The 21,215-nt window shown below is 44.3% G+C and carries 8 protein-coding genes and 2 pseudogenes; 6 read left to right on the top strand and 4 right to left on the bottom strand.

Features of this window, described 5'->3' with window-relative positions:
• Positions 1–64: 64 nt before the first annotated feature.
• The 4 genes from QUA40_RS21785 to QUA40_RS21770 form a co-directional block, all read right to left on the bottom strand.
• On the bottom strand, positions 65–2,425 hold the full coding sequence (locus QUA40_RS21785) for an FHA domain-containing protein (protein ID WP_333129674.1): 2,361 nt from the start codon (positions 2,423–2,425) through the stop codon (positions 65–67).
• 77 nt (positions 2,426–2,502) lie between these two features.
• Positions 2,503–4,374 carry an ABC-ATPase domain-containing protein gene (locus QUA40_RS21780; RefSeq protein WP_333129672.1) on the bottom strand — a complete coding sequence of 624 codons (1,872 nt, stop codon included), beginning with the start codon at positions 4,372–4,374 and terminating at the stop codon, positions 2,503–2,505.
• Between the two features lie 176 nt (positions 4,375–4,550).
• A complete protein-coding gene (locus tag QUA40_RS21775) occupies positions 4,551–5,588 on the bottom strand; it encodes a M28 family peptidase (protein WP_333129670.1) in 1,038 nt (345 codons plus the stop codon).
• 357 nt (positions 5,589–5,945) lie between these two features.
• Positions 5,946–6,524, bottom strand: coding sequence for a hypothetical protein (locus QUA40_RS21770; RefSeq protein WP_333129668.1), 579 nt, complete (start codon positions 6,522–6,524; stop codon positions 5,946–5,948).
• Positions 6,525–6,871: 347 nt separating this feature from the next.
• Here QUA40_RS21770 and QUA40_RS21765 point away from each other — a divergent pair, with 347 nt between their 5' ends.
• The 6 genes and pseudogenes from QUA40_RS21765 to QUA40_RS21740 all read left to right on the top strand — a co-directional run.
• On the top strand, positions 6,872–7,240 hold the full coding sequence (locus tag QUA40_RS21765; protein ID WP_333129666.1) for a hypothetical protein: 369 nt from the start codon (positions 6,872–6,874) through the stop codon (positions 7,238–7,240).
• Between the two features lie 85 nt (positions 7,241–7,325).
• Positions 7,326–10,223 (top strand): EAL domain-containing protein, encoded by a 2,898-nt coding sequence (locus QUA40_RS21760; RefSeq protein ID WP_333129664.1) that lies wholly within the window; start codon positions 7,326–7,328, stop codon positions 10,221–10,223.
• A gap of 888 nt (positions 10,224–11,111) precedes the next feature.
• The gene (gene glgP / locus QUA40_RS21755; protein WP_333129676.1) at positions 11,112–13,670 is read left to right on the top strand and encodes an alpha-glucan family phosphorylase; all 2,559 of its coding nucleotides are present in this window, start codon (positions 11,112–11,114) and stop codon (positions 13,668–13,670) included.
• A gap of 477 nt (positions 13,671–14,147) precedes the next feature.
• Positions 14,148–14,302, top strand: a pseudogene (locus QUA40_RS21750) (DUF4277 domain-containing protein); the annotation flags it as partial.
• 424 nt (positions 14,303–14,726) lie between these two features.
• Entirely contained in the window at positions 14,727–20,081 is a 5,355-nt protein-coding gene (locus tag QUA40_RS21745; RefSeq protein ID WP_333129662.1) for an AAA family ATPase, read from the top strand.
• A gap of 294 nt (positions 20,082–20,375) precedes the next feature.
• Positions 20,376–21,146: pseudogene (locus QUA40_RS21740) on the top strand (transposase); the annotation flags it as partial.
• Positions 21,147–21,215 lie beyond the last annotated feature (69 nt).

Below are 21,215 nucleotides of genomic sequence, written 5' to 3'. Positions count from 1 at the left end.
GTCTCTATTTTCAGCGCGGCTTCTTGGCTCTATCCTTTATGCAGCAAGCATTATAGGTACGTTGTCACCCGCTAAGTACAATATCTTTCCGCTTCTGCAACCACAGACTCAACATCAAATAAACGAAAATATGCACGCACAGAATACCCCAGTTTAAACCCAAATTCTCCCAGGTTGGATCGTAAACAGGAGTAGGCTCAAATGGCTGAGGAAGCGTACTCCCGTCCGGTAATGTAGTAGGCGCGGGAACCATCCCATTCACATTAACTAAAGAGCCGTAAGCACCCACAGACCAGCGGCTTAACATCAACCAAGAAAACTTACTCGCCGCACCTTCCATCTTAAACAAAACTCCAGAAAAAATAATCTGAGGCAGCAATAATAGGGGCAAAGCGCTGTTAGCTTGAGAGCTATTTTTAACAATCGCGGAAACGACTAATCCGAGACTTATGCAGCTCATTAAAGTTAGGAATGTGGTAATAGTTGCCCCCATCGCCCAGGAAATTAAACTCGGTTCGGGGGATTTAAAAGCAATCAGAATAACTCCTACCATTAACAGTGTTTGCAATACTGCCAAACCCGAAAGTATAAAAAATTTTGAACCTAAATAAGCAAACAATCCTAAATTGACCAAACGTTCGCGCAAATAAATAGCAGATTCTTTAACAATTTCTTGCAGAGAAGTTGCCAGTCCTACCCAAATAGCCGCGCAGGTAAATACAAATAAAACTCTGAGCGCTAAAGGTGCTAAAGTTGCCTCCGGTGCGCCAATTAATGGGTCTTTATCTCTGACGGCTAGCCGCAGTAAACTAATGCCGATCGGAGCCGTTAAAAGAGCTAAACTCAAGTTAACTAAGTCGCGGGAAATAAGTTGAAAATAGCGCTGGGCTAGCAAAAAGAGTTGTTTTACAAAAGATTGAGATTTTGGTGCAGAAGGTATTTTTGCATTAGCGTTGCCTGTGCTGAAGTGGTTTACAATATAGCGCTGATAGTATTGAGATTTATTAAACTTTTCTGACCAGCTTAGAACGTTGGTTTCTCCTGTTTCTAATTCGTTGTAAATGTCGGCAAAATCGCCAGTTTTGACATCGAAAAAATCGAGCGCTTCCCTAGGCGGGCCGAAGTAACAAAGGCGTCCGCCGCGACCCATAAAAACAATACGATCGCACATCGTGATATTTGCCGTCGCGTGAGTCACCAGAATCACCGTCCGGCCTTGATTTGCCAACTTTCGCAGCAGTTGCATCATCTTCTTATCCAAACCCGGATCGAGTCCTGAAGTCGGTTCGTCTAAAAAGAAAAGTTTCGGGTCTGCTAACAGTTCAACTCCGATGCTGACCCGCTTCCGCTGTCCGCCGCTAAGCTGTTTTACCAAAGCCTTGCGACGGTGAGTCATTTCAATATCTTCTAAAGTTTTGGCGACTACCTGCTTGACATCTGTATCGGGAGGTAAGCGCAATTTAGCTGCATAACTCAAGACTTCTTCTACCGTCAAATCTGCGTGAACAATATCATCTTGAGGCACATAACCGATTTGATTGCGGTAAATATTGAAGTTTTGGCGCAGGTTGTCACCGTTGAGAAACACAGCGCCGTTAGTAGTTTTTTCAATGCCTAAAAGCGTCCGCATTAAAGTAGATTTACCCGCACCGCTACCGCCGACTAAAGCCACAAACTGCCCCGGTTCGATCGCTAATTTTATCCCGTCCAAACGCTTGGGAATCACCAGACTGTCAGCATCCAAACGAATTTGATGGCCGGAGTCTTGCATCTCCAACTCACCGCTGCGGTAAGTTAGAGTAAACGGGCCGATCCGAATTGCATCTTCCTCGGACAACTGTACAGAATTTGTCACTCGCTGACCGTTAACAAAAACCCCGTTAACGCTGTGGTCCCGCAAAATATAATTGCCGCGACTGTCTTGGTCGATTGTGGCGTGGCGTCTAGAAACAAGCGGCGCATCTAATTGCAGCGAAGCGTTTGGATCGCGGCCCAACAAAACCGACCGATTCTTAAGAAGAATTGACTGCTTGCTAGGGGCAGCAACCTGATTCGCCAGCGGATTAAAATAAGTCAGCAAAACTTGATTTTGAGGATCGAGACCGATTTTAATTTCTGTGCCGTTTTTCAGACAATAACCGTCATTGGGAGTGATGCGAGTGCGATCGACAAATAAGCCATTAGTGCTCGGCCGCTGCCCGTCACCGTCGTAAATCCAGTAATTATTTCCAATTTGGCGCAAAACAGCGTGAACGGCGGAAACTGCGCGCCAAGCATCGGGAATGACTAAATCAGCACGAGTGCGATCGCGCCCCAATACGTGCTGCTGCTGTTTTAACTCTAACTGTAAAACCTCGCCTTGATTGCTTAATACTAAATACGGTCGATCGCTTAAAGCAGTCAGTTGTCCTATATTGCCTGTCATACTTCAATCGCGGTTTTTGCACTCACTTTTGTTAGCATATCAAAAGTATGACAACAATACATTTATATTAAGCAACTCTATTTGGCAACAACCGACAAACTGCGAAGCCGATTAATTGCCGCAGCTAATTCAAAGCGTCGAAACATGGCAAAATCCCCTTCAGGAAAAGGCGATAAAATATCCATCCCCTGCGCGTCAATATCTGCCATCACCAAATCTATGATTTCCGACAAAGTGCGTTTCCCGTCCATGTATTGCTGCTTAGCATAAACCATTGCCGCAGCGATCGCCCTTAACTGTCCGCTGTCCACAATTTGCTCAACAGCACCCAAATCAATATCCTCTGTTCCGAAAGCCAATTCATCAACATCCCGCACCTTCACCCGCACATCTCGCCGTCCCAGACTCGGATCTAAACTAGCAGGAATCGGCACTCTTTGAGTAATCTCACCAAAAAAATTCCCCCCTTCAGCAGCACGGCTAATCGAGTAATTCTTAGCAATTTCTTTAGCTTTTTCCGTTACATTATCTGCTTGAAAGTTATCCATTGAAATCACAGTATCTGCCACATCAAAATAATCGCCACTTCCCCCCATGACTAAAATAGTCGATACGCCGCAATCTGTGTACAACTGTTTAACTTTATCAATAAACGGCGTAATCGGTTCCTTATACTTAGCGATGAGTTCCTGCATTCGGCGATCGCGAATCATAAAATTCGTCGCCGCCGTATCCTCATCAACTAATAAAACAGGCACTAAATCCCCTTCTGAAATAGCGACTAATTCCGTCTCTAAAACAAAAGACTGAGCTTCTTCCTTCTTCCCTCTTCCCTCTTCCCTCTTCCCTCTTTCTTCTTCCTTCTTCCCTCTTCCTTCTTCCTTCTTCCTTCTCCCCACTTCTAAAGCCTCCATAATATTAGCAGCTTGCGACGTGCTACCGCTCGCATTTTCAGTATAAAATTGTGCAGTATCTCTAGCTTGTGGCAAGTGGTTAATAAAAGGCGAAATATTAACTCCCGCGACACTTCTGCCATCTTCCGCTCTAATTTTTACCGCCGCCGGATTAGTCACCACAAATTCCCGACCATCTCCTGGAATTCGGTTGTAAACTCCCAAATCAATCGCCCTGAGTAAAGTGGATTTGCCGTGATAGCCGCCCCCAACAATCAAAGTAATGCCAGCGGGAATACCCATACCGGAAATCAAACCGCGATTCGGACAATTAAACTCTACTTTTAACGACGGCGGCGACTGAAAAGCCACAGCATTATTTAACAAAGGGCGATCGTCAACACCGCTGCGACGGGGTAAAATAGAACCGTCAGCAACAAACGCAACTAATCCGTTTTGAGCTAACTGCTGCCGCAGCCAGTCAGCATCTTCTACAGTTTCAACGTGACGGCGACATTCCGCAGCATTTAAGTGAAGGTATTTGAGAGAATTGCTGACAATTTGCGGAATATCTTCGCACAGCATTTCAGCAGCTTGTCGCCCTAAGATACTGCGTCCGCCCGCTGGAAGTCCGACGGCAAATCGCAGTTCAACTCCTCCTAAATCTTCGATACCGGATGTATTTGAGGAAATGATAAATGCGGAAGTTCGCTCTAAAACTTCTTGTCCAAAGCCCGTCACTGCAATCAAACCGCTTTTCCCAGTGCCGCGTTTGATGCTGATGCTGTGTGCTGCTTTGTCAAACTGGCGACTTAGGTAATCTCGCAGGGCTATTTCTCGACTCCGAGAGTTGAAAAGTTCGCGGGGAAGTTGAGCAATGTTGGGGGGAACTATGACTCTAAATTTACTGGGAGAAGCAAACGGATCTCCCTGCACGTAATCAATAATTAATGTGAATTCAGAAAAGTCGTAGTTACCTTGAATGTCTTTGTAGGCTTTGTAGCCTCGATTGTCTAGTTGCAGTAAATGCCGTCGCAAACTTTCTTTGTTAAACACTGGTTATTAGTTATTAGTCATTAGCTATTAGTTATTTATCTAGTTCCTAGGCTCTGCCTAGGAACCGATTTCCAGAGGCTCTGCCTCGCTTGCTTGGCGTGGGAAAATTGGAGGCAGAGCCTCCGGATATGCGTTAACAGGCAGAGGCTGGTAACGAGTAGATTACCGATTACAAATTACCGAATTTCCAATAGTTTAGCCACGGCATTAACAACAACTTGAGCAGAACCGGCGAAAAAAGGTCGATCGATAGTTGCTAGGGTATCGCTAGATTGGTGATAGTGGGGCGATCGCAAATTTGCAGTATCCGTCACCAACACAGCACCAATTCCTTTATACCAAAAAGGGGCGTGGTCGCTGCGTAAAACATCGGGAGTCAGCAACCCTTTCAGGGGAACCGGCAGCGCCACCACTGGCGGCAAATCGGCTTTTCCCGACTCCGCAAAACTTTTCAATAGCAGCGGATGTTCCGCATCCCCAATCACAGCGATAAACTCGCCTTTGTCGGGAGATTTTACCCCCGATGCTTCTAGAAAAGGTTGCGCTGTCAATCCTTCGGGATATTGCTGGCATCCGGGCGTGTGGCAGGCATAACCTACCATATCTAGGACGATCGCTCCCTGCAAATTTTTTAAGCGCGCGTCGCTACCAGTGAATGCTAAACTGCCTAAAAGTCCGAGTTCTTCCCTGTCGAAAAATGCTACTTGCAGTGTCCGAGGTGTGGGGCGAGAACCCAGCAATCTTGCTACTTCTAAAACTACTGCAACTCCCGTCGCATTGTCGTCAGCGCCCGGGGAGTTTGGTACAGTATCGTAGTGTGCTGCTACTAAAATTGCCCCGGCGTTTGAGTCAGTACCTTTTCTCTCAGCGAAGACGTTGATTCCGCGATCGAACGGCTGCAGTTCTGGGGAAAATCCTAATGTTTGCAGTTGTTGGGAAATGTAGTCTCTAGTAAAAGAGCGAGATCGTTCTCCATCGCGTTCTCCTGCTAAAGTTTCGACGTGTTTCCACAACCGAGATGGGTCAATTTGCGGCAGATAAACTGCATTTTTTTCAGCAGGAAGCGGTGATAAAGACGGATTTTGGGAAATGTTAATTTGGCGATCGATCGAAACTGCGGGTACACCCGACAACCGCTGCCACGAGTCAGAACGCCAACCCACAGCCACCACCGCAACCAGAATAAATAGCGCTATCCAAATCAATTGTTTCATCAGTAAGTCTATTTGAGATTTTAGACAGGGCTTACGCACTCCTCACTCTCATTAACTGTTTTTTTTAGCAGGAGGGAGGGTGGCAACGAAGTCTTTTCGTACAAGCCGGTTTATCTGTCTAGGACTGTTAGATTTTATATTTTATCTTGATACCACAGTTCAAAATAAACCTGTTTCCCAAAAAGAAACTCAAAACTCTTAATATTAGCTGGGCAGAGACAGTTTTGTGTCTTTTTTAACCTACTAATAAACCGGGTAAAATTATTTGAATGTCGCCGTCAAATGTGTCTTGCTTATAGGAGTCTTCGACGGCGACATTCACCTTACTAATTTACCTTTAACATTCACAACTCAAAACTACTTTTTTTCCCACTCAATCTCCTTATTTTCCAATATCAACCCGCTGCTGCTGGGAAAAGCATAAGGAATAGTTTTTGCAGAAAATTCAACTATTTGAGTTGGTTGTTGAAACCACTCGGAATAACTCGGATTGAGTTGGTCGTACAGTGCTTTTAAAGCTTGGATTTCTGTCTCTAGCTGGGCTGCTGCTTGATTGATTCTGCGAGCTTGTGCTTGCAAGCGTTTTTCCCCCGTTTGAACGTGGTTTTCTACTTCTTGCCAGTGCTGTCCGGCCAGCAATTTGTCTAGTTCGCCTTGTTTGTAATTGAGTACCGCCTGTTTTTGTTCCAGTTGTTTTTCAATATTTTTAGTCTCTCGGTCAATCTCCTGGATTTGCTGCAACCACTGCTCCCCAAAAGCAGCAGTTTGCTGGTGGAACTCAGCAATGGCTTCAGGAGTATTATTTTTGGGAAAACTGACTGCCACTCGGCACTCTGAGCGCTGTACGCCAAGTTTTTCCCGCGACTCTTGCAGGGCGGTAACTTCTGCTTGCTGCGCGCGGACTTCTTTTTGGAGTTCTGGGATGGTCTGACTCATGGGTTCAATTAGGGGACCTCTGCATCGATTTTAAGCTAATTGTTTATTTTTCTAACAAATCCCGGTCGCCTCCTTGCGGGAATTATCTAATTTTAGCGCGCTCCCACACGGTGTCTAGGCAGAATGGCGGATAATTTGTGGCACAATGGCTGATGACATATTTTAAATTAAGATTAAAATTATAATTAGTTATCAAGCTAAATTATCAGCTTGGGACAATTTTATTTACAAATCCACCTAAATTAATGTTAGCTGGGTTTTCCTAGGGTAGAGCAAGTTCTGCTAAAAATTTAAACATTTATGATTACAAAAAATAATTTATTTAATATAAATCAGGAAATAGAGAAATGACAATAATTATTCAATTAGTGTTGGGATATTTAGGGCTTGCTGTTTTTCCTGTGGAATGTTGCATTAATCCAAAAATATTACAGACAAGTGTAGGGGATGAACCTGGCACTCGCCCTGTACAAGGAATGTTGGTTTGGTTTCAGAAACATAGCTATTTGCGATCGGCCTCTCACCCCCTTAATTCTGCAAGCGCCGCATTATTTTTGGATACATTATCCCAAATTGACTCAGTAAAATTACCGACATACAATTATATAAAATCTCAGGAAACTCCTAGAAAAAAACCTAGTATTAGGTTAACAATAATCTCTTATGATCTGGGTTTTATTTATTTATTAATTAATCTCATTATTAATCATGGATAAAACAATAAATAGCTTATCCAAGACGATGAGGTTAATCCAGCCGAAGTCTGAAACAGAGAATGACAAGCTACCACAAGGAGAAAAAGTGTTGTATCCAAAAAAAGAACTGGATATCTGGCATACTATTGCCCAAATGACCCAAGATTTGCAGCAAACTGCCGAATATGCCCTGGATATTTGCGAGGAAATGAAGGTCTCCATAATTGCGACTACCCCCGGCGGTCATATCCTGTCGTTAAACCAAGCTACCTGTCAACTTTTGGGATACTCTAAAATAGAGTTGTTAGGCAAACCAATAGCCGGACTTTTTAATAACAGTGAATCACCAGCCCCGGAGTTAGAGTTAGCCAGTTTAACAGCCGAAGGTTCTGTCCGCAACGTCGAAAAAGTATACCTTTCTAAACACCGAAAAAAAATAATTGTACAGCTTTCTATTTCAATTATTCGCGACGGTCAAGGCAAGGTCAGCGGCAAGTTATACATAGCACAAGATATTACCGATAGCAAGCGGGCTGAAAGAAATTTGCGGCGCAGTGAAAAAAAGTTTCGCCAACTGATAGAAACTGTTAATGCTGTTGCGTTTATCTATCACCGCAGACAGTTTCGCTATGTCAATCCTCAGACAGAAGCTCTGACAGGATATACTCGCGAAGAATTACTAGCATTGGATTTATACGACTTAATTCATCGAGATTTTCTAGAAATAGTTAAAAACTGGGGTAAATCCAGCCACGCGCGCTCAAGTGCAGGCTCTAAATATGAATTAATAATAGTCACGAAAACCGGAAGAATGCGCTGGATTGAAGCAACTGTAGATATTATAAAATTTGAAAAACAAGCCTCAATATTAATCACAGCATTTGACATCAGCGATCGCAAATTAGCAGAGTTAGAACTAGAAACATCTCTTTCATTGCTTCAAGCAACCATTGAATCTACTGCTGACGGTATTCTGGCAGTTGACAGTGGAGGAAACGTTGTCAGCTTTAACCGTAAATTTGCCGAAATGTGGCAGTTGCCGGATTTGCTGGTTGATTCGAGAGATAACCACCAAATTGTGGGGTTGGGAATCAACCAGTTAAAATACCCGGAAATATTTCTCAACCGTGCTAAAGAATTGTCCGATCGCCCGGCAGAAGAAAGTTTCGATCTCATCGAGTTGACAGATGGCAGAATCTTCGAGCGCTACTCGTTGCCCCAGCGCACGGGAGGCAAAATTACTGGTCGGGTATTCAGCTTTCGGGATGTAACGGAACGGGTGCAATCCGAAGAAAAACTACGCAAAAGCGAAGAACGCTTTCACCTGTTGACGCGGGCGACAAATGATGCAGTATGGGATTTTGATTTATTAAAAAATGAGTATTGGTTAAGCCAAGAATTTGAAAAAGTTTTTGGATACAAACTCAACGAAACTCAGACGATAGAAGTAGAATCTTGGTGGCTAAATATTCATCCCGAAGAACGGGAAAGAGTGATGTTAAGCTTCAACCAAACAATGAACTCAGACGCTCAATGTTGGTCGGAAGAATACAGCTTTCACCGTGCAGACGGGGGATATGTTTTTGTGCTCGATCGCGGCTATATCATCCGCAATGAAAGTGGCAAAGCAGTAAGGGCGATCGGTACGATGATGGATATCACTCAGCGCAAGCAAGCTGAAGAAATTATTCGCTATCAAGCTGTTTATGACCAACTCACTGGTTTACCGAACCGGATACTTTTTAACGAGCGGCTGCTGGCGTCCTTAAAACAAGCTAAAAAAACCCCAAAAATGCTAGCTGTGATGTTTTTAGACTTGGACAGGTTCAAAAAGATTAATGATACACTAGGTCACGCTGCAGGCGATCGCCTGTTAGAAGGTTTTGCGGGACGCATCAGCGACAGTTTGCGATCGACTGACACGGTTGCCCGCTGGGGAGGCGACGAATTTACCATACTGCTTCCCGATATCAATTGCTTAGAAGATGCAGTTAAAACAGCTCAAAGAATACTCAACAATTTAAAGCCAGCATTTAAACTAGAAGGACAACCGTTTCATGTTAGCACCAGCATCGGCATTGCTGTTTATCCAGATGATGGTGAAGATGCCGAAACTTTAGTCAAAAATGCCGATGCGGCCTTGTACCGCGCTAAAGAAATGGGAAGAAATAACTATCAGTTATATACTTCAACAATTAATCCCCAAAGCAGCCATTTACTAACTATAGAACAAAGGCTGCACGAGGCTTTAGAACACGGAGAATTTGAGGTTTTCTACCAGCCAAAAGTCAACATTACTACTTGGAAAATTCAGGGCATGGAAGCCCTGCTGCGCTGGCAACATCCACAATTAGGTTTAGTTACTCCCGCTACATTTATTCCGATCGCCGAAGATAACGGGCTGATTGTAGCTATTGGGGAATGGGTGCTGCAAACAGCCTGCACTCAAAATAAAGCTTGGCAGGATGCTTTGCAGCCAGATTTGCGGGTAGCAGTCAACGTTTCTGCTCGGCAGTTCCAGCAATTTAATTTATTAGAAATGGTAGCGAACTGCTTGGAAAAAAGCGGTTTAGCCCCCAAGTATTTAGAGTTAGAAATTACCGAGACTACAGCTATGCAAGATGTGGATTATACCACAAAAGTTCTCCGGGAGTTGCAGAATATGGGAGTGCAAATTGCGCTGGACGATTTCGGCACGGGTTATTGTTCTCTAAATTATCTCAAAAAGTTTCCCTTGAATATATTAAAAATAGATAAATCCTTTGTCAGCGGACTGACGAATGATCCGTGCGAACGGGCGATCGCCAAGGCTGTAGCGACCTTGGGGCGAGATTTGAACTTGAGCGTGGTAGCCGAAGGAGTAGAAACTAAAGAGCAGTTGGAGTGTTTGCGCGAACTCCACTGTCAAGAAATTCAGGGTTATTATTTCAGCCCGGCCCTCTCGGCTGGTGAGGCTAGTAAACTTTTGGTAAATTCTATGTTGAGGAAAGTGCAAATTGCTTAATTAGTTATTAGTCATTAGTCATTAGTTGTTAGTTATTCCTGAGCGGTCATCAGTCAATTGTAGGGTGCGTGATGTGCGGCTAAAGATTTATCTATGGGTGAAAATAGTGAAACTGCGGGTCTTACAGACTAATAAGTCTCAGGTGCTTCCTGTGCAGCCGAAAGTTATATATAACAATCCTAAATCATATCAAATCTGTTAGCATCGGAATTATTACTATGTCTATTCTCTTTATCTGCGTGAATCAGCGTCAATCCCTTGTCATCTGCGGTGAAGAAATTCTCTTTATTGACCGCAGATCCAGGCTGATTAACACAGATTAACTCAGATGAATTAGATGGATTTCGGTTGGTTGCACCATCTGTGATTGTTGACCCTTCGGCTTCGCTCAGGGCATCGCTGTTGACTAAATTTTATTATTCCGATGCTACCGGAATTGATATCATTTGTGAATTTCTTACTCCCTCCCCTTGATAAGGGCAGGGTTGGGGTGGGGTGAAAAATTTACCATTCCTGCAAGGATTACTATAGTTCTTGACTGCAAATCTTAGTCTCCCGACTTATTTTCCTGCGCTGCACCCCCAACATCATCACTGCTAGAGCGTTGCGGCGAGCCTAAGTTGTCCGACAATTCGTTAAGATGCTTGCCCAAAAAGTGACACAGCGCTCTTAACTTGAGCGATTTTCAGATCCGAGGCATCAAGTCCTCGCTCCCGCCACTGCAGTTAAAAGCTTAGCTAGGTTAGGGACACGGCACGGCTTCGTGTGCTTAATGAGCGTCGCTCGCGATCGCCCCCGTGACTTAAAACTTAAAATAGTGTGCAGAATAACGGACTTGTACCTAAAGACAGAGGAAAATATCGCTACCCCAACATAAAGGCTTTGTCTATGCAGCCAATTCGCACTTTTAACGTTTCCCCGTCGCTACCGACAATTCTCGAACCCCTACGCAAGCTTGCCTACAACTTGCACTGGGACTGGAACGTCGATACCAAAGACCTCTTCCGCCGCCTCGATCGAGACCTGTGGGACTCCAGCAACCAAAACCCGGTGCTGATGCTCGGAACCATATCTCAAGAGCGACTGCAAGAAATGGCAGAAGACGAAGGCTTCATTGCCCAAATGAACCGAGCAGCCCAGCAGTTAGACGATTATCTCAAAAATCGCGCCTGGTACCGCAAACAGCGCGGTACAGAGCAGAAAGAATGCTACGCTTACTTTTCGATGGAATTCGGCTTAGTTAAAGCCCTACCCATCTATTCCGGCGGTTTGGGCGTACTCGCAGGCGACCACCTCAAATCAGCTAGCGATTTGGGATTGCCTTTAGTCGGCGTTGGTTTGCTTTACCAAGAAGGCTATTTCTCGCAGTATCTAAACGCCGATGGGTGGCAGCAAGAACGCTATCCGCTCAACGATTTCTACAATATGCCGCTGCACCCAGAACGCAATCCCGACGGTTCGGAATTGCGGATTGAGGTAGACTATCCCGGCCGCAAGGTGTATGCCCGGATTTGGCGGGTACAAGTGGGAACGGTTCCTTTGTACCTGATGGATACAAATATTGAACCTAACAGCCGCTACGACCAAGATATTAGCGACCAACTGTACGGCGGTGACAAAACTCTGCGGATGCACCAAGAAATCATGCTGGGCATCGGCGGCGTGAAAATGCTCAAGGCATTGGGGCTGACAGTTACGGCTTATCACATGAATGAAGGCCACGCGGCTTTCATGGCTTTGGAACGAATTCGGATGCTGATGGAGGAATATCACCTGAGTTTCGTGGAAGCGGAACAGGTGGTGGTTTCGAGCAGTATGTTTACGACTCACACGCCGGTGCCTGCTGGGTTTGACTTGTTCGAGCCGGATATGGTGATGCACTATCTCGGTCAATATCCCAAGATTTTTGGCTTGTCGCAAGATGAGTTTCTGGGATTGGGGCGGGAGAATACTCGCGATTTGTCGGGGCCTCTGAATATGGCAATTTTGGCTATTAAAATGTCGAGTTTTGTCAACGGGGTGGCGGCTTTGCACGGTGTGGTGTCGCGCCCGATGTTTCAGGATTTGTGGCCGGGTTTACCGATGGAAGAAGTGCCGATTACTTCGATTACCAACGGGGTGCACGCTCGCAGTTGTGTGGCGAAGTCTACTCAGGAGTTGTACGATCGATACCTCGGCCCGGACTGGGAAATGACCGGTAAGGACGATCGGCTGTGGGACAGAATTACGTCGATTCCTGATGAGGAATTGTGGCGCAATCACGAACGCTGTCGATCGGAGTTAGTGGTGTTCGCGCGCGAGTGGCTGCAAAAGACCTTGCGCGAGCGCGGTGCGGCTCAAACGGAAATCGAGAACGCGCGCGAGGCTCTAGATCCGAAGGTGCTGACGATCGGGTTTGCGCGCCGTTTTGCTACTTACAAGCGGGCGACACTATTTTTGCGCGATGTCGATCGAATTATGCGGATCATGCGCGATAAAAACCGCCCCGTGCAGTTTGTGATTGCTGGGAAGGCTCACCCGATGGATATTCCGGGTAAGGAATTGATTCGCGATATCATTCACTTCATCCGCGAGCACGAGACGATGAGCTCGATGGTGTTTTTACCGAACTACGACATTAACGTTGCTCGGATGATGGTGTCTGGCTGCGATGTGTGGCTGAATACGCCACGCCGCCCGCGTGAGGCTTCCGGTACTTCCGGGATGAAAGCTTCGATGAATGGTTTGCCGAATCTGAGCATTCTTGACGGATGGTGGGATGAGGCTGATTATGTTCGTACCGGTTGGCCGATCGGACATGGCGAGTTTTACGAAGATACTAAGTATCAGGATGAGGTCGAGGCGAATGCTTTGTATGACTTGATGGAAAAGGAAGTTGTACCGCTGTTTTACAACCGGGATGCTGATGGCATTCCCCGGGGTTGGACGGCGAAAATGAAGGATTCTATTCGCTTAAATTGTCCTTTGTTCAATACTGCTCGGATGGTGAAGGATTACGCGCGGCGGGCATATTTCCCGGTGAGCGATCGATTCCACACCATGACTTCGGATAATTGCGCTCCGGCGAAGGAGTTGTCTCACTGGAAGAAGCACGTTCTCGCGAAGTGGCAGGATATTAAGATTGAGGCTGTTGATATTTCCCAGGATAAAGAAGTTAAGGTCAATCAGTTGATCGCTGTTAAATCTCGGATTAATCTGAAGGGATTGACGCCTGCAGACGTGCAAGTCGAACTTTATCAAGGTTCGGTTGATGCTAACGGAAATATTGTCGGCGGTGTGCCGGTGGTGATGGAGTATTTGGGAGAAGATTCTCACAATGCTAGCCTTTATACGGCTGACATTACTTATACTTCTAGCGGTTTGCAAGGTTTGTCGTTGCGGGTTTTGCCGAAGCACGATAATCTCAGCAGTCCTTATGAAGCTGGCGTGATTCTCTGGGCACATTAGTCATTAGTCATTAGTCAGTAGTCAGTCGTCATTAGTCAGGAGAAAGAAGAACCAAGGAAGATTTTCCTAGTTCTTCCCCTCTCCGACTCTCTCTCTCCTTATCTTCCTTGGGGTATGACTATGTAGCCGGTTGCGCGATCGCCCAATACCAAATTCCGCTCTATTCCCCAGTACCACCAGTGTGCGCCGATATAAGCACACAGCAAGGCATCTCGCTGGTCTTCTAAGGCTTTGAGGGGGACAAAACAGGTGGGGATTTCGGGAAGGTTTGAACCACGGATGAACGCTGATTCTTATGCGGGGTGTTTGCGAAATTCAGACTTGGTTCGAGGATTGATAAATATCTACAATAGACTGGCAGAGTTTCATAAATTCTAGTTGAGGTTCTGCCAGTTTTCCTTTTTTGTGGCGTTGCTGATTCACCGTATGAATTTAACCCACATTCTGCAGGGGCGATCGCAAAATCCAATATTTTTAATGAGAAATATTGAAGCGTCAAATATAAGAGTACAGGATATTGACCACTGCGGACTCATTGCCGGTATCTGTGAGGAAATGGGATTAGTAGAACACATCGATAACTACTGGGGACTCACCCACAGTCCATCATCACACCAGGGCAAGCATTCAAGTTCAGGAGAAGTGGGCTGGTTATTGTGCCAAGGCAGGCATAACCTGTACCATGTATCAACTGAGATACGCACACGCGATCGAACTGGTTAATGAAGGAGTCAGTCTCAATGCTATCCGCAAGCGTCTCGGCTATCCTTAGATGAATATTAGAAAAAATACTAGCCTCTTGGCTGCGATGCTAAGTTGTTGGAGCGAGGAATTCAGTAGAGTCAGACAAGTCAATTTCAAGAAGCCTTGAGTCTTGTCAATAGACATTGATTATCTACCGAGAGGTTAAAGACCGCCGAGGTGGGGGGGCAGCATTGGGGAATCTGCGAAATATTTACGCTTCCTTGAGCAACTATGCCAAGGCGATTGAGTACTATCAGCAGCCGCTGACCATTGCGCGTAAGGTTCATGAGTGCCAAAAATGGAGAGCCAAACATGATTAGACTACCAGAAATTAAAGTTTTAGCCCAAATTTACGAAAGCGCCAACTCGCTAGTCTATCGGGGAATTAGAGAACAAGATAACCAACCGCTGATCCTGAAAGTACTCAAAGAAGACTATCCTACCCCTGCCGAACTTGTCCGTTACCAACAGGAATATGAAATCACCCGTAGCTTCGACTTCGGAGGAGTTGTTAAGGCTTACGAGCTACGAAGACATAACAACACGCTGGTAATGTTATTAGAGGATTTCGGCGGGGAATCTTTAGAGGGATTACTCAAAAAAAGACAGTTTACCTTATTAGAATTTCTCCAAATTGCCATTCAAATCGCTGAAACCCTGGGGAGAATTCATCAATCAAACGTTATCCATAAAGATATTAACCCGTCCAATATTGTTTTAAACTCTCAAACAGGAGAATTGAAAATTATTGATTTTGGCTTATCCACAGCCTTATCAAGGGAAAGCACTGCCTTAAAAAGCCCTAATGTTTTAGAAGGGACGTTAGCTTATATTCCTCCCGAACAAACAGGCAGGATGAATCGAGCGATCGATTACCGCACTGATTTTTATTCCCTGGGAGCTACCTTCTATAAAATATTGACAAACCAATTGCCTTTTGATGCGATCGATGCAATGGAATTGGTTCATTGTCATATTGCTAGACAGCCCGTCCCACCCCATAGAGTTAATCCCGAAATTCCTCTAGTCATTTCAGAAATCGTGATGAAACTCATGGCGAAAACAGCAGAGGAACGATACCAAAGCGCTCTAGGCATTAGAGACGATTTGGCGCTTTGTCTGATGCAACTAGAAAGTGGGGAGAAAATAGAAGATTTTGTTTTAGGCGAACAGGATATTTCTGATAAATTTCAAATCCCACAAACGCTCTATGGCAGGTCAAGCCAAATTGAAACGTTACTCGCAGCTTTTGACCGGATAGCTAATGGCACCAGCCAACTCATGCTCGTTGCTGGTTATTCTGGTATTGGTAAATCATTATTAGTTCAAGAAATCTATAAACCCATTACCGAACGGCGCGGTTATTACATTTCTGGTAAATTTGACCAATTTCAACGCAATATTCCTTACAGTGCGATCGTCAGTGCCTTTCGAGAATTAGTTCGACAACTGCTAACTGAAACGTCCGAACAACTACACGTATGGCGTGATAAACTCCTATCAGCATTAGGAGCCAACGGACAAATTATTATTGATTTCATTCCTGAAATCGAACTGATTATTGGCAAGCAACCAGCCCTCCTAGAGCTAGCAGCGACTGAATCCCAAAATCGGTTTAACTTAGTCTTTCAAAACTTCATTCAGGTTTTTTGTCAACCAGAGCATCCCTTAGTTATCTTTCTAGATGACTTACAGTGGGCAGACTCCGCTACTCTGAAATTAATGCAGTTAATCATGACGGATGTAGATAGTTCGTATCTACTGCTAATTGGAGCCTATCGGGATAATGAAGTTAGTGCCGCCCATCCCTTACAAATCGCCTTATCAGAAATTCAAAAAGCTGGAGCCACTATAAATTCTATCTGGCTCTCGCCGTTAGATTTAGATTGTGTCAACCAGTTAATTGCCGATACGCTTAAGTGCGACGCAGAAAGAGCAAAGCCATTAGCCGAATTAGTGCTTGCCAAAACTCAGGGTAATCCGTTTTTCCTGAAAGAGTTTCTCCAGTCGCTTTATACAGAAAGCCTATTAGATTTCGATTTTCTCAGTAGCAGTTGGCAGTGGAACTTAGAGCGAATTCAATCACAAAATATTACTGATAATGTTGTTGAGTTGATGACTAAAAAAATCCAAAAACTACCAGAACTGACGCAAGAAGTATTAAAAACGGCTGCTTGTATTGGCAACCAGTTTGATTTAAAAATTCTCTCGATTGTAGGTGAAAAGCCGCAAAAAGAAACGGCAAACGAACTCTGGTCAGCTGTGCGAGAAGGTCTAATTGTTCCAGTGGGAGATGATTACAAATTTCTGCAAACAGACCGAAATCCTGATGAATTCGAGGTAGCTTACAAGTTCGTACACGATCGCATCCAACAAGCCGCCTACTCTCTCATTCCCGAACACCGCAAGCAAGCAAGCCATCTGCAAATAGGTCAGCTACTCCTGAATAATACCCCACCCCAGCAGCAAGAAGAAAAAATCTTTGACATTGTTAATCAATTGAATTTTGGCGGCAACCTGCTTGAAAGCCAGCAGAAACGAGATGAATTGGCAAAGTTAAATCTTATCGCTGGCAAGAAAGCAAAAGCCTCAGCCGCTTTTCAACCCGCCCTTACCTACCTAACAAGCGGCTTAGAATTGTTGAACCCCTCTCAGTCCTCCCTTAGCAAGAGGGGAAGTGAAGGGGAGTCAAGTTGGCAGACGCAGTACGATACTACACTTGCTCTGTATGTAGAAGCCGCAGAAGCTGCCTATTTGTGCGGTCAATTCGATGAAATGGAGAGATTAGTTCCAGTCGTGCTGCAACAGGGCAAAGTATTGCTGGATAAGGTGAAAGTTTATGAAGTTAAAATCTCTGCTTATTTAGCACAGGATAAGCCATTAGAAGCAGTTAATACTGGACTAACAGTTCTGAAGCTGCTAGGAGTGAGTTTGCCTAAAAAGCCCCGTAAGTTAGATGTCTTACGCGGTTTGCTAGGGACAAAGTTAGCCTTGCTGGGGAAACGCATTGAGGACTTAATCAACTTACCAGAAATGACAGATCCGGATAAGTTAGCAGCAATTCGTATTCTAGCGAATATAGCTTCTGCTTCCTATGTGTCTGCTCCTAACCTATATCCGCTGGTTATTTTTAAAGGTATCAATATATCCGTCCAATACGGCAATGCTTACTACTCTCCAAAAATATATGCAGCTTATGGGTTAATTCTTTGCGGAGTAGTAGTAGACATTGAATCAGGCTATAAATTTGGCAATCTAGCAGTAAGCCTATCAGAGCAGCTTGATGCTAAAAAAGTAAAAGCTAAAGTAGCTTTTACTGTTAATCACTTTATCAGACATTGGCAGGATCATCTAAGACAGACGTTACAGCCTTTACTGCTCGGATATTCTATCGGAGTAGAAACAGGAGATTTGGAATATGCGTCACATTGCCTAGTGATGTGCTCTTTCGGTTCCTCTTACATAGGGCAGGAGTTAGCTGTTGTTGAGCGGGAGGCAGCCAAATACAGCGATGCCATCCAGAAGTTAAAGCAAATGCGAAGCTTTCATATGATTAATTTAAATCGACAGATGGCACTGAATTTGATGGAGCAATCGAATAATCCCTGCTGTTTTACTGGCGATTTTTTTGATGAGGCGAAAAAACTGCCTCTGCTGATTGAGGCGAATGACCGAAACGCACTTTTTTTTATGTATTGTAAAAAACTGATGCTCTGTTACCTATTTGAAGAGTACGAGGAAGCCCTAGATAATGCGGCTCTAGCGGCAACATATATAGATAATGCCATAGCGATGGTGATCGTTACGTTGTTTTACTTTTACGATTCTCTCACACGAATTGCTGCATATTCTTCCACCTCTAAATCTCAGCAGAAACGCTTACTTAGCCAGGTGCGAGCTAACCAGAAAAAACTCAAAAACTGGGCGCATCATGCTCCAATGAATCATTTACACAAGTTTTATCTGGTGGAAGCAGAATTGCACCGGGTTCAAGGAGAGATGATGATGGCAATGGACTATTACAAAAAAGCTATTGATCTTGCCAAAGAACATGAATACATCAATGAAGAAGCACTAGCGCATGAACTTGCTGCTAAGTTTTATCTCGCTTTAGGTCAAGATAAAATCGCACAAGTCTATATGCAAGACGCTCGTCATTGCTATCTTCACTGGGGAGCAACTGCTAAAGTTAACGATCTAGATAGACGCTACCCACAATTATTACCAAAAAGGTCTTCAGATAGGGGAACTCTCAGCACAAAAACATCTACGCCACCTACCACAACTGGCCGTAGCACTTCTTCTGAGATGGATTTGACTACAGTCATGAAAGCTTCACAAACCCTATCCGAGGAAATTGTGCTAGATAAATTGCTGGCGAAATTGATGCGGATTATTATTGAGAATGCCGGAGCACAAAAGGGCTTTTTGATTCTAGAAATTAAGGGGAAATTGCTGATTGAAGCTGAAGGCTCTGTGGATCGAGATGGCGTGACTGTGTTGCAGTCAATCCCCGTCAAGTCGGCGTGGGAACTTGGGGATAAACTTTTAATTTCTCACACAATTGTTAACTATGTGGCTCGCACGCGGGAAAGTGTAGTATTGAGCGATGCTGCCAATGACCCTAAATTTGCTAGTTCCCCCTACATCAAAGCGCATCAGCCTAAATCAATTCTGTGTTTCCCTCTCCAATATCAAGGTAAACTGGTAGGAATTATCTATTTAGAAAATAATCTAACCACAGACGCTTTTACTCCCGATCGCTTGGAAATTTTAAACCTACTCTCCTCCCAGGCAGCTATTTCTATTGAAAATGCGCGTCTCTACAATAATCTCAGCGAACTCAACCAGGCTTTTGAGCGCTTCGTTCCCCGCCAATTCCTCCAAATCCTGGATAAAGAAAGCATCGTTGATGTTAGATTAGGCGACCAAGTTCAACAGGAAATGTCCGTACTCTTTTCCGATATTCGCGACTTCACAACTTTGTCGGAAAGTATGACTCCGCAAGACAATTTCAACTTTATTAATGCCTATTTGTCACGCCTAGAGCCAGCCATTACTGCAAACCAAGGATTTATTGACAAGTATATTGGCGATGCAATTATGGCCCTCTTTAGTGGCGAGGCAGATAATGCCGTCAAAGCTGGGATTGATATGCTGCATCGTCTTGCCGAATATAATCAACATCGCGCTGCTTCTGGATACGTGCCGATTAAGATTGGCATTGGCATCAATACAGGTTCTTTAATTCTCGGTACGGTTGGGGGAAAAAACCGGATGGATAGCACGGTTATTAGCGATGCAGTGAATTTGGCCTCGCGGATAGAAAGCTTGACTAAAAAATATGGGGTTTCGATGTTAATTAGTCACGAAACTTTTATATCGTTGCCAGATTCTAATCAGTATGCTATCCGTCTTATCGATCGCGTAACAGTTAAGGGCAAATCAGAAACGGTATCGATTTTTGAAGTTTTCGATGCCGATCCCCCTAAGACTTATGAGGGCAAGGTAGCCACGAGAACAATGTTTGAAGAAGCTTTGGTACTCTACCATTTGCAAAAGCTTAGAGATGCGGAGCGATTGTTTGCTGAGTGCCTGCGCCGCAATCCTACAGATAAAGCGGCTCAAATTTATCAACAGCGCTGCACTCAACTCGATCAGGACTAAGGATGCGTTAGCTCAAATCTTGAAATCGGGGTTTGAGTAGCAATCGATAGTGTTGGTGAACTTCACAATTAACTGCCTCCGGTGAGCCGTTTCCGGGAATGCAACAATCATTGACTTCACTCACAAAAAATCCTTATCCAAGTAATATACGGGAAAGGAAAGTTATCTATGTAGGGCTTGCTGAAAAAGCTTAAAACCCTTACATCAAAAGACTTATGGCGAGTTTTAACGCTAAAAAAGCGCAAGCAATACAGCTAAAATGAGTCCAAACCCTTGCACACCATCACTTTCGCAATGTACCGAAAAGTTGACCCAACACCACAGCCGCCATCCAACTTTGACCTTCCCTTCCAGGGAAAATTGTCAGAAAATAATCGTTGGGTAATCATGGCTTGCACTAATTCCGTGGTCAGAATTTGAAACCGAATATGCTCAAAATTTTACAGTGTCAACCGGAGCGAGGGCGAAATCGTTTAGGATGGCACTGGGAGCATTAATTATTAAAGAAAGGTTGGGAACCAGCGACGCTGAAACAGTAGAACAAATAAGAGAAAACCCATACCTACAATACTTTATAGGCATGAAATCCTATAGTGATGCCTCACCATTTGACTCATCAATGTTCGTTCATTTTAGACAAAGAATAGGTGTGAACCTAGTTAATAAAATCAACGAAAAAATGGTCAAAGACCAGATCAAAGTACCATCCGAGTCAAGGGAAAAAAAGTCATCAGAAACAAGTGAACCAAAAAACCAAGGCAAATTAATATTAGATGCAAAAGTAGCACCAGCCGACATTAAATATCCCACAGACTTAGGGCTATTAAATCAAGCAAGAGAACATACCGAAAAAATTATAGACGCTCTACATAATGAAAATCAGTCACCCGTAAAAAAAAAACAAGAACCTATCGCAACCAAGCCCGAAAAGAATACTTAACAATAGCCAAAAACCGGAAGCCATTACGGAAAGAACGAAAAAAAGTAATTAAGAAACAACTTCAATACATCTACAGAAATTTGGCTCATATTGAAAAAATTGGTCAGCTAGAGTTACTAAGTAGGGCTTGCTGAATATATCGATCGCACTTGAGGTAGCCTGGGTTTTGAGCGCGCGATCGAGAATAAAGTGCA

Source organism: Microcoleus sp. Pol11C3, assembly GCF_036701485.1.
Taxonomy (GTDB): domain Bacteria; phylum Cyanobacteriota; class Cyanobacteriia; order Cyanobacteriales; family Microcoleaceae; genus Microcoleus.
The sequence above is the reverse complement of the archived record's forward strand: the minus strand, read 5'-3'. Positions and strand labels throughout refer to the sequence as shown.